Source organism: Amycolatopsis rhizosphaerae (assembly GCF_007713715.1).
GTDB classification, from domain to species: domain Bacteria; phylum Actinomycetota; class Actinomycetes; order Mycobacteriales; family Pseudonocardiaceae; genus Amycolatopsis_E; species Amycolatopsis_E rhizosphaerae.
Map to the genome: position 1 here is coordinate 1 of NZ_VJWX01000271.1, position 9,495 is coordinate 9,495.

A 9,495-nucleotide genomic window follows, 5' to 3' on the forward strand; every position below is an offset into this window, starting at 1 on the left:
GGGTCGCCCTGCTCAACCCCGTGGTATTGCCCGCGACCATCGTGATCGGCCTCGGCGCCGGGTGGTGGATGGCGCGCACGCGCAAGCACGCCGCGGACAAGCAGCACATGAAGCAGTGGCTGGTGGAGTCGATCGCCGACGGGCGGTCTACTTTGGACCAGCTGGTGGCCGAGCAGCTGATCGAGGCCGAGCAGCAGCTGACGCTGGCCCTCGACGACGCGCTGGGCCGCCGGATCGACGCGATCGAGGCCGATCTCAAGGAAGTCGACAAGGCGATCAAGATGGACGCGCAGGAACGGTCCAGGAAACTCGCCGAACTGGGCAGACGGATCAAGGAGGTCGGCGACGGGCGGGATCGGGCGGAGGTCCTGCTCGGTCGTATCCGCGCCCTGCGCGACCAGCACTGACTCGGACCGCGAGTTCGGTTGTGCCGGGGAACCGAACCGGCCTACGGTGAGTCCAAGCCGTTGTTCAGAGAGTGGAGAGTGGGGAGACAGGCCGTGTGGATCGACGACACTGGGGGCGCGGACACTGCCGACGCCGGTCACGAAGGCGAGATGGAGATCTCGGTCGACGGCCACAACTACACTGCTGAGGAGAATTACGACCTCAATCACGACGGTGTGAACGACACCGTCAAGATGGAGAACTCCGACGGCACGATCACGGCCTACGTCGACACCGACGGCGACGGGCACGCCGACGAGTACGTGCACACCGACACGCAGGGCAACGTCGTCGAGATGGCCCGGTTCGACGCCTCGACCGGCACCTGGGTGGACGACCACGATCAGTCCGGCGGCGGCTCCCACACGCCGGACAGCCAGGCCGGTCACCAGGGCGACATCATGGTCGACACCCCCCAGGGCACGGTCGACGCCGGTCACGCCACGATCGACAGCAACCACGACGGCACCCCCGACACCGTCCAGGTGACCGACGAGCAGGGCGACACCATTCTCTTCACCGACACCAACGGCGACGGGAACGCCGACGTCGAGACGGTGGTCACGCCCAGCGGCGAGCACCACACCTACGAGCACACGGGCCCGGGCCAGTGGACGGAGACCGGCGGCGGCGGGCACGGGGTCGCGGCCGAGGTGCCCGCCGACAGTGACCAGTTGTGGGGTGGCGGGCACGACACCGTGGTCGAGGGGGTCGCGAAGATCGACTCCGTGACCGGGCAGTGGATCTCGCAGAACTGAGTCGCTCGTCCCATCGACGGGCCCCGGCCGCCATAGGCGCCGGGGCCCGCTTCGTTTCCGCCCGGCGAACGAAGTTGAACGCCGAAACAACGCCGGGGAACGTAACCATGGCCACTCCGAGGTATCGGGAAGATCACGGCCACGCCGGAAACCTTTTTCCGCTAGGCCGGTCCAGCGATATCTGAATCGATTCCCTTATCGTTCCTGTGAGAGAACCGACAGGCCAGGCCTCGGTTAGCCGGGCGGAGCGCGGCTACCCTCAAGGAATCCCAATTTCCCCGTACGCCGGTCGCCAGCCGGCGTGCGAAGCCATTCGGTCGCCGGCGATGGAGCCCGCTTCCGGACAACCAGATACGTCCGGGCGCGGGCTCCTCCCGTCGAAGTCAGGAGACAAGGAATGACTGCAGTAGCCATCCCGGGACTGGATAAGGCGCCGACCTCGCACAGCGGAGTCCTCGCGTGGGTGCGGGAAGTCGCCGAACTGACCACTCCGGACCGAGTGGTGTGGTGTGACGGCTCCGAGGAAGAGGCCGCGCGGATCAATTCCGAACTCGTCGAAGCCGGCACCTTCGTTCCGCTGGAGGCGAAGCCGAACTCGTTCTGGGCCGCTTCGGACCCCAGCGACGTCGCGCGGGTCGAGGAACGGACCTTCATCTGTTCCGAGCGCGAGGAAGACGCCGGTCCCACCAACAACTGGGTGGCTCCGGACGAGATGAAGGCGACCATGACCGAGCTCTACCGGGGCTGCATGCGGGGTCGCACGATGTACGTGATCCCGTTCTGCATGGGTCCGCTCGGCGCGGACGACCCCAAGCTCGGCATCGAGATCACCGACTTCGCCTACGTGGTCGCGTCGATGCGGGTGATGACCCGGATGGGCGCCGCCGCGTTGGAGAAGTTCGTCGCCGAGGACGGCACCGAGCGCCCGTTCGTGCCCGCCCTGCACTCCGTCGGCAAGCCACTGGCGCCGGGCGAGAAGGACGTTGCGTGGCCGTGCAACGACACGAAGTACATCACCCACTTCCCGGAGACCCGCACGATCTGGAGCTACGGCTCGGGCTACGGCGGCAACTCGCTGCTGGGCAAGAAGTGCTACTCGCTGCGGATCGGTTCGGTGCTCGCCCGTGACGAGGGCTGGCTCGCCGAGCACATGCTGATCCTGAAGCTGATCTCGCCGGAGAACAAGGCCTACTACGTCGCCGCCGCCTTCCCCAGCGCCTGCGGCAAGACCAACCTCGCGATGCTGCAGCCGACCATCCCCGGCTGGCGTGCCGAGACCCTCGGCGACGACATCGCGTGGATGCGGTTCGGTGAGGACGGCAGGCTGTACGCGGTCAACCCCGAGTTCGGCTTCTTCGGCGTGGCGCCGGGCACCGACTGGCACACCAACCCGAACGCGATGCGCACGATCGAGAAGGGCAACACGGTCTTCACGAACGTCGCGCTGACCGACGACGGCGACGTGTGGTGGGAGGGCATGGACTCCAAGCCGGAGCACCTGACCTCGTGGAAGAAGCAGGACTGGACGCCCGAGTCGGACGAGTCCGCCGCGCACCCGAACTCGCGGTACTGCACCCCGATGTCGCAGTGCCCGATCCTGGCGCCGGAGTGGGACGACCCGAAGGGCGTGCCGATCTCGGCGATCCTGTTCGGCGGCCGCCGCGCCACCACGGTGCCGCTGGTGAACCAGGCGCGCGACTGGCAGCACGGCGTGTTCATGGGCGCGACCATGTCCTCGGAGAAGACCGCGGCCGCGGCGGGCAAGGTCGGCGAGGTGCGCCGCGACCCGATGGCGATGCTGCCGTTCCTCGGCTACCACGCCGGTGACTACTTCCAGCACTGGCTGGACACCGGCAAGAACGCCGACGCGACCAAGCTGCCGAAGATCTTCTACGTCAACTGGTTCCGCCGGGGCGAGGACAAGCGCTTCCTGTGGCCTGGATTCGGCGAGAACTCGCGCGTGCTCAAGTGGATCATCGAGCGGATCGAGGGCAAGGCCGGTGCGGTCGACACCCCGATCGGCTTCGTCCCGCGCGCCGAGGACCTGGACACCGAGGGGCTGGACCAGCCGCTGGCGGACATCCAGGCCGCGCTCGACATCGAGCCCGAGGAGTGGCGCCAGGAGATCCCGCTGATCGAGGAGTGGTTCGACAAGATCGGCGACCGCGTCCCGACCAGCCTGCGTGACGAGCTCGACGCGCTCAAGGCGCGCCTGGGCTGACACGTCTGTGCCTACGGCCGGTTCCCCACCTGGTGGGGAACCGGCCGTTCGCCTTTCGGGTGTGCGCCGTTAGCGCCTTCGCATCAGCTCGGCGGGGTCGATCGTGAGCGGTACCGGTTCGGCGAGGTCGATCGGGCCGGTGGACTTCGCGACCGCCTTGTAGCGCCCGGCGACCAGCTCGTGCACGGTCAGGCTCGGCGGATTCGCCAGGTCGATCAGCCAGTAGTGCGCGATCCCGGCCTCGGCGTACTCGGACATCTTCGTGACGCGATCGGTGCGGGCGGTCCCCGGGGAGATGATCTCGACGGCGAGGAGGACATCGACGGGCTCCAGCCGCGCCTGGTTCAGTCGCACGACCTGTTCGTGCGTGATCACCACGTCGGGTGCCCGCACCGTGGGCGGATACCGGGCGTCGATGATGACCTCGACGTTGACCAGGGCGGTCAGGTCGTCGGGAAGCTGCCGGTCGAGGAGCGACGCCAAGCGCGCCATGGCTCACTGGTGCCTCGGAGCCGGTCTGGGGACCGCGGAAGGCACGCCTTCCGCGAGTTCGTAACGACGACCCATGTCGTCTTCGGGCAGCTCAGCCCACTCGGCGAGGGTCAGCGGATGGTCCGGCCGTGCGGCAGCGCTCATTCGGATGCCTTCCGGTGAGCCGGGCGTTGTCGCTACTCACCGTAAGGCTCCCGTTCCCCGGTCAACCGGCGCGGACGCTCGTCACCGCGCCACGGAGCGCGTCCAGGGGCAGGCCGACCGCGTCCGCGAGGGCCACCACGGTGAAGAACGCCGGGGTCGGGATGCGGCCGGTTTCGATCTTTCGCAGCGTTTCCACCGAGATCCCGGCCTGGGCCGCGATTTCGGTCATGCTCCGGGAACCGCGTGCTTCGCGGAGGACGGCGCCGAGCCGTTCGCCGCGCGCACGTTCGGCTTCGGTCAGCGGCACTCGCACCATGGCCCAAGTCTATCCGCCAATTTCTCCACAGGCTGTGGACAACTCTGTGCACAAGCTGGGGACAACTGTGGACAGGCCCCGCCGAGCGGGCTCGGCGGGGCCGTTGTGCAGGGCGGCTAGGCCCCCGGGGGGACCGGGAGCGGACGGCCCGGCAGGGTCTGGTCGGCCGGAACCACCCCGTCCACGAGGTAGTCCTCCACAACCTTGTCCACCGCCGCGTTGCCTCCCGCGTAGATGCCGTGGTCGCCCTCCCCGGTGACCGTGATCATCCGGGAGCCGCGGAAGGCGGCGTGCGCCCGCTGCGCACCCTCGATCGGCGTGGCCGGGTCGTGGGTGGACTGCACCATCAGCACCGGCGGGACGCCCGCCCCGTCGAGCACCGGCAACGGCTCGGGGCGGTTCTTCCAGAAGATGCACGGCTGCACCACCCAGCCCCAGCCGAGCAGCGGATAGCGCGGGCCCAGCTCGGCGGACTGCCGGATCACGCTGTTCCGGTTGCCGAACCACGGGCCCTCGTTGCAGGGGATCGTCCAGAAGCTCGCGTCGTAGGCGTCGCCGTCGCCCGGCACCATGAGCGGCTGCGGGCCAAGGCCCGGCTCGTCGGCCCTGGCGGCGTCGACCCGCTGCTTCGCCACCGCCTGCTGCGCGGCGCTTCCACTGTTTTCGGCCAGCGTCCGCACGTTCACCAGGTACTCCGCGAGACTCGGGAAGTACCGCTTGTTGTAGAGCTCGGAGGCGATGAAGGAGTCGAACTCGTTCGCCGACAGCGGCGCCCCGTCCACCTCAACCGGGCTCTTGGCCAGCGCCGCGCGCACCGATTCGTAGGTCAGCCGCGCCGCTTCACCGGTGGTGCCGAAGTGGTAGAGGCCGTCGTAGCGCGCCATCCACGGGAGGAAGTCCTCCCGCCAGCGCCGTTCGAAGCCCAGCGGCTGCCCGTCGAAGGACTTCTGCCAGGTGGTGGTGAACTCGGTGTTCGAGTCGAGGACGAAACGGCCGGTCCGGTTCGGGAACGCCTGCGCGTAGTGCGCGCCCAGCCAGGTGCCCGCCGAGTAGCCGACCCAGTTCACGCGGTGCCTGCCCAGCAGCACGCGCAGCAGGTCCAGATCGTGCACGGTCTGCTCGGTGTTGATCAACGGGCCGAGGTCGCCGGACTTCACCTGGCACGAGTCGGCGGCGTACTTCGTCGCCTCCAGGATGAGATTGAGGTTCCGGCGGCTGCGGTCCCTGGGGTCGAGCGCCGCACCGGTGCCGATGGCGCCGCCACAGGTGATGTTCGTGCTCTTGCCGGTTCCGCGCGGGTCGAAGCCGACGATCTCCTGGTGCTCGCGCAGCCGCGTCTGGTTGCGCAGCCTGGCGGGGAACATCCGGCCGGGGGCGCCGGGACCGCCCGGGTTGACCAGCACGCTGGCCGTCGCGTTCCCGGTGGCCTTGAGCCTGCTCACCGCGATGGTCAGATCGGCGCCGGCGCCCGGATCGCGCCAGTCCCGCGGCGTCAGGTAGGTGGTGCATTCGATGCCTTCGGCACCGGGCGGCGGCGTCTGGCCCGACAACTCCTCGGAGGTGCAGGGATGCCAGCCCAGCACCTGGTTCGCGTACCGGCCGGGGATCCCGGTCGAGTTCAGTGCCTGTTCTGCCTGGTCGGACTGGGTGGACCGATCGGTCGCACCGGCGTGGACCGGCGCTCCCGCGGCCAGCAGGGTGCCGGCCAGAGCCGGGATCACCACCGCCCGGCGGAGTCGTTTCATGCTCGCCCCTTCGTCACTGGCTCCACACGCCTCGACCACCGTCGAGGGCGATCATTTGTAGCCAGCCGGGCGATTCGTGCCTACCTGCTTAAGTTGGGTATTCCTGCCCAAATCGATACATGAGACCCCCGTGACGCAACGCCTGTGACGAATTAGGGTCGTCCAGGCTGTCCGAACGTTCTAGTGAGGTCCGATGTCTGGCAAAGCCGCCGGAAGGGCGCGGGGGTTGGTCTTCAACCCGTGGAATCTCTTCCTGCTCATCCCTCTGCTTATGTTGATCACTCCGTGGTTCAACTTCGACAAGCCGAGGTTGTTTGGTCTCCCCTTCTTCTACTGGTACCAGTTCGCCTTCGTGCTGGTCGGGGTCGCCTCCGTGGCCGTGGTCTACGTGATGACCAGCGAAAAGCGCGTGACCGGGCCCGATCGTCTCTCGGTGGACGACCTCGACGAAGGGGAGAAGAAGTGAAGACCGAACTGGTCATGGCGGCCCAGGCGCCCGGCGGCGGCCTGCAGTGGGTCGAGTTGAGCGTCTTCATCGTGCTGTTCGGCGTGGTGACGGTGCTCGGTTTCGTCGCCGCCCGCTGGAAGGCCTCGGCCTCACTCGACCATTTGGACGAATGGGGTCTCGGTGGCCGGAAGTTCGGTTCCTGGATCACCTGGTTCCTGGTCGGCGGTGACCTCTACACCGCCTACACCTTCGTCGCGGTGCCCGCGCTGGTCTTCGGTGCCGGGGCGCTCGGCTTCTACGCCCTGCCCTACACCGTGATCCTCTACCCGATCGTCTTCCTGCCCGCGCTGCGCATGTGGTCGGTTTCGCGTTCGCGCGGCTACGTCACCCCGGCCGACTTCGTGCGTGGCCGGTTCGGTTCGCCGACGCTGGCGCTGCTCATCGCGATCACCGGGATCGTGGCCACGATGCCCTACATCGCGCTGCAGCTGGTGGGCCTGGAGGCGGTGCTGCGCACGATGGGCCTGAACGGCAGCGGGATCGTGGGCCATCTGCCGCTGCTGGTGGCCTTCCTCATCCTGGCGCTCTACACCTACCAGTCGGGTCTGCGGGCGCCGGCGCTGATCGCGTTCGTCAAGGACGGCCTGATCTACGTGGTGATCCTGGTGGCCGTGTTCTACCTGCCCGCCAAGCTCGGCGGCTGGTCGCACATCATCGACGTCAGTGCGGCGAAGTTGTCGCAGCCGAACCCGAAGACCGGCAAGCCGTCGGGCTCGATCGTGCTGACCGCCACCAACCAGCTCCAGTACATCACCCTCGCGCTGGGCTCGGCGCTGGCGCTGTTCCTGTACCCGCACTCGCTGACCGGTGTGCTGGCCTCGCGCGGGCGCAAGGTGATCAAGCGGAACATGATGGCGCTTCCCGCCTACTCGTTCCTGCTGGGTCTGCTGGCCCTGCTGGGCTACGTCGCGATCGCCGCGGGGGTCAAGCCGATCACCAACGCCGCCACCGGGAACGCCGATTCCAACACGGTGGTGCCGGTGCTGTTCGACCTGAACTTCCCGTCGTGGTTCGCCGGAATCGCGTTCGCCGCGATCGGCATCGGCGCACTGGTGCCCGCCGCGATCATGTCGATCGCCGCGGCGAACCTGTGGACCCGCAACATCTACAAGGAGTACCTCAAGCGGGACGCGACCCCGGCGCAGGAGGCCAAGCAGGCCAAGCTCGCCTCGCTGGTGGTCAAGTTCGGCGCGGTGGCGTTCATCCTGTTCATCGACCCGCAGTTCTCCATCGACCTGCAGCTCATCGGTGGCGTGCTGATCCTGCAAACGCTGCCCGCGGTCGCGATCTCCCTCTACACCCGGTGGTTCCACCGCTGGGGTCTGGTCGCGGGCTGGGCCGTCGGCATGGTGTGGGGCGTGCTCATGCTCTACGGCATCCCGAACCCGAACACCGGCAAGGCGCACTTCGGTGGCTCGGCGCTTCCGCTGGGCAAGCTGTCGATCTTCGGCTGGCACCCGTTCCCCGGCTCGCTGGTGCAGATCTACCCCGGGTTCGTCGCGCTGGTCGGCAACCTGGTGGTCGCGGTGGTGGTCACCGTGATCGCGCGCCGGTTCAAGGTGTTCAACGGCACCGACGACACGGAGCTGTCGGACTACCACGTCGACGAGCACGACGAGGGACTCCGCCCCATCGGCGCCCACTGATCGAGGAATTGTGTAAGCGGCTTGCATGGCGGTGCGGGTAGCGGAACCTGATGTGGTCCCTCGCTGTGGGATCTCTTCCTCATGAATGTCCATCCGAACCGCTGGCAGTGCTGTTCTTGCGAGGAACCACATCAGAACCCGCGGCGGTGCAGGCTGACGGTCCACCGCAAGCGGCTCCGCCGCTTCAAATCACAAGCTAGCGTGAGGGTATGAGTGAAGCAGTGAGCCGATTCCCGGTCGTGGAGCTCGACGGGCTCCCCGACGATCTCCGCGACCGGGTTGGTGCCATCGCCGAGAAATCGGGATTCGTCCCGAACATCTTCCGCGCCCTCGGGCACCGTCCGGCCGAGCTCCGGGCGTTCCTCGACTATCACGACGCGTTGATGGAGCGCCGTGAGGGGCTGACCAAGGCCGAGCGGGAGCTGGTGGTGGTCGCGACCTCCGGGGCGAACCACTGCACCTACTGCGTGGTGGCGCACGGAGCGATCCTGCGGGTCCGCGCGAAGGATCCCCAGCTGGCGGACCGGGTCTCGGCCAACCCGTGGCAGGTGGAGCTGGACGCCCGTGGCCGGGCGATCGTCGAGCTGGCGCTGGCGCTGGCCCGTGACTCGCACCTGTTCGGTGAGGCGCAGTTGGCGGCGGCGCGCGAGGCCGGGCTGACCGACGACGAGATCTGGGACGTCGGGGCGATCACCGCGCTGTTCGCGATGTCGAACCGGCTGGCCCATCTGACGGCGCTGCGCCCGAACGAGGAGTTCTACCTGATGGGACGCCAGGCGCGGTAACGGACAACCGCTATAGCTTCAGCCGCCAGGTTTCTCCGACCAGGTCGTGCCCGAAGCTGTGGTGGGGTTCGCTTTCCACCAGTCGGAAGCCGGTTTTCGCGTAGATGTGGCGGGCCGCGGTGAGCACGTCGTTGGTCCACAACTCCATCGCGGTGTAGCCGTGCGCGCGGGCGAACGCCACGCATTCCTCGACCAGTCGCCGGCCGAGCCCGTACCCGCGTGCGCCGGGTTCGACGAGCAGCAGCCGCAGTTTCGCGGTCCGCTCGTCGGATCCACGCACGCAGAACACGCTGCCGACGCGCTCGCCGTCGATCTCGGCGATCCACGCCGCCTCCGCGCGAGGGTCGTGCTGGTCCACGTAGTCCGCGACGATCCGGGCGACGAGTGCTTCGAAGCCGCTGTCCCATCCGTATTCCCGCGCGTAGATCGCGCC

General features: G+C 68.0%; 10 protein-coding genes and 1 pseudogene. 6 read left to right on the top strand and 5 right to left on the bottom strand.

Features of this window, described 5'->3' with window-relative positions:
* The 3 genes and pseudogenes from FNH05_RS23610 to FNH05_RS23620 form a co-directional block, all read left to right on the top strand.
* Positions 1-407, top strand: a pseudogene (locus FNH05_RS23610) (dynamin family protein); the annotation flags it as partial.
* Between the two features lie 93 nt (positions 408-500).
* Complete coding sequence (locus tag FNH05_RS23615) at positions 501-1,205, top strand: DUF6802 family protein (protein ID WP_144590902.1); 705 nt, start codon at positions 501-503, stop codon at positions 1,203-1,205.
* A gap of 397 nt (positions 1,206-1,602) precedes the next feature.
* Positions 1,603-3,426: a phosphoenolpyruvate carboxykinase (GTP) gene (locus tag FNH05_RS23620; RefSeq protein WP_144590903.1), complete on the top strand. Its 1,824-nt coding sequence runs from the start codon at positions 1,603-1,605 to the stop codon at positions 3,424-3,426.
* Between the two features lie 69 nt (positions 3,427-3,495).
* Here FNH05_RS23620 and FNH05_RS23625 read toward each other — a convergent pair whose 3' ends face one another.
* The 4 genes from FNH05_RS23625 to FNH05_RS23635 all read right to left on the bottom strand — a co-directional run bounded on the left by FNH05_RS23625 (position 3,496) and on the right by FNH05_RS23635 (position 6,123).
* A complete protein-coding gene (locus FNH05_RS23625) occupies positions 3,496-3,918 on the bottom strand; it encodes a Uma2 family endonuclease (RefSeq protein ID WP_144590904.1) in 423 nt (140 codons plus the stop codon).
* A gap of 3 nt (positions 3,919-3,921) precedes the next feature.
* Positions 3,922-4,062: a hypothetical protein gene (locus FNH05_RS38215; RefSeq protein WP_186382701.1), complete on the bottom strand. Its 141-nt coding sequence runs from the start codon at positions 4,060-4,062 to the stop codon at positions 3,922-3,924.
* 61 nt (positions 4,063-4,123) lie between these two features.
* Complete coding sequence (locus FNH05_RS23630; protein ID WP_144590905.1) at positions 4,124-4,378, bottom strand: helix-turn-helix domain-containing protein; 255 nt, start codon at positions 4,376-4,378, stop codon at positions 4,124-4,126.
* A gap of 116 nt (positions 4,379-4,494) precedes the next feature.
* Positions 4,495-6,123, bottom strand: a complete 1,629-nt coding sequence (locus FNH05_RS23635; RefSeq protein ID WP_144590906.1) for an alpha/beta hydrolase — start codon at positions 6,121-6,123, stop codon at positions 4,495-4,497.
* 193 nt (positions 6,124-6,316) lie between these two features.
* On the opposite strand from FNH05_RS23635, the gene FNH05_RS23640 reads away from it, so the two are divergent.
* The 3 genes from FNH05_RS23640 to FNH05_RS23650 all read left to right on the top strand — a co-directional run bounded on the left by FNH05_RS23640 (position 6,317) and on the right by FNH05_RS23650 (position 9,062).
* Complete coding sequence (locus FNH05_RS23640; protein ID WP_144590907.1) at positions 6,317-6,589, top strand: DUF3311 domain-containing protein; 273 nt, start codon at positions 6,317-6,319, stop codon at positions 6,587-6,589.
* 14 nt (positions 6,590-6,603) lie between these two features.
* Positions 6,604-8,277, top strand: coding sequence for a monocarboxylate uptake permease MctP (gene mctP / locus FNH05_RS23645; RefSeq protein WP_144590910.1), 1,674 nt, complete (start codon positions 6,604-6,606; stop codon positions 8,275-8,277).
* Between the two features lie 209 nt (positions 8,278-8,486).
* The gene (locus FNH05_RS23650; protein ID WP_144590908.1) at positions 8,487-9,062 is read left to right on the top strand and encodes a peroxidase-related enzyme; all 576 of its coding nucleotides are present in this window, start codon (positions 8,487-8,489) and stop codon (positions 9,060-9,062) included.
* Between the two features lie 10 nt (positions 9,063-9,072).
* Here the strand turns inward: FNH05_RS23650 and FNH05_RS23655 are convergent.
* A partial coding sequence (locus FNH05_RS23655; protein WP_144590909.1) for a GNAT family N-acetyltransferase occupies positions 9,073-9,495 on the bottom strand: 423 nt, incomplete at its 5' end.

Bases quoted from the DNA above. Each gene is read 5' to 3' on its own strand.
- FNH05_RS23620 (WP_144590903.1), top strand. From the start codon at position 1,603: ATGACTGCAGTAGCCATCCCGGGACTGGATAAGGCGCCGACCTCGCAC.
- FNH05_RS23625 (WP_144590904.1), bottom strand. From the start codon at position 3,918: ATGGCGCGCTTGGCGTCGCTCCTCGACCGGCAGCTTCCCGACGACCTG.
- FNH05_RS38215 (WP_186382701.1), bottom strand. From the start codon at position 4,062: ATGAGCGCTGCCGCACGGCCGGACCATCCGCTGACCCTCGCCGAGTGG.
- FNH05_RS23630 (WP_144590905.1), bottom strand. From the start codon at position 4,378: ATGGTGCGAGTGCCGCTGACCGAAGCCGAACGTGCGCGCGGCGAACGG.
- FNH05_RS23635 (WP_144590906.1), bottom strand. From the start codon at position 6,123: ATGAAACGACTCCGCCGGGCGGTGGTGATCCCGGCTCTGGCCGGCACC.
- FNH05_RS23640 (WP_144590907.1), top strand. From the start codon at position 6,317: ATGTCTGGCAAAGCCGCCGGAAGGGCGCGGGGGTTGGTCTTCAACCCG.
- mctP (WP_144590910.1), top strand. From the start codon at position 6,604: ATGGCGGCCCAGGCGCCCGGCGGCGGCCTGCAGTGGGTCGAGTTGAGC.
- FNH05_RS23650 (WP_144590908.1), top strand. From the start codon at position 8,487: ATGAGTGAAGCAGTGAGCCGATTCCCGGTCGTGGAGCTCGACGGGCTC.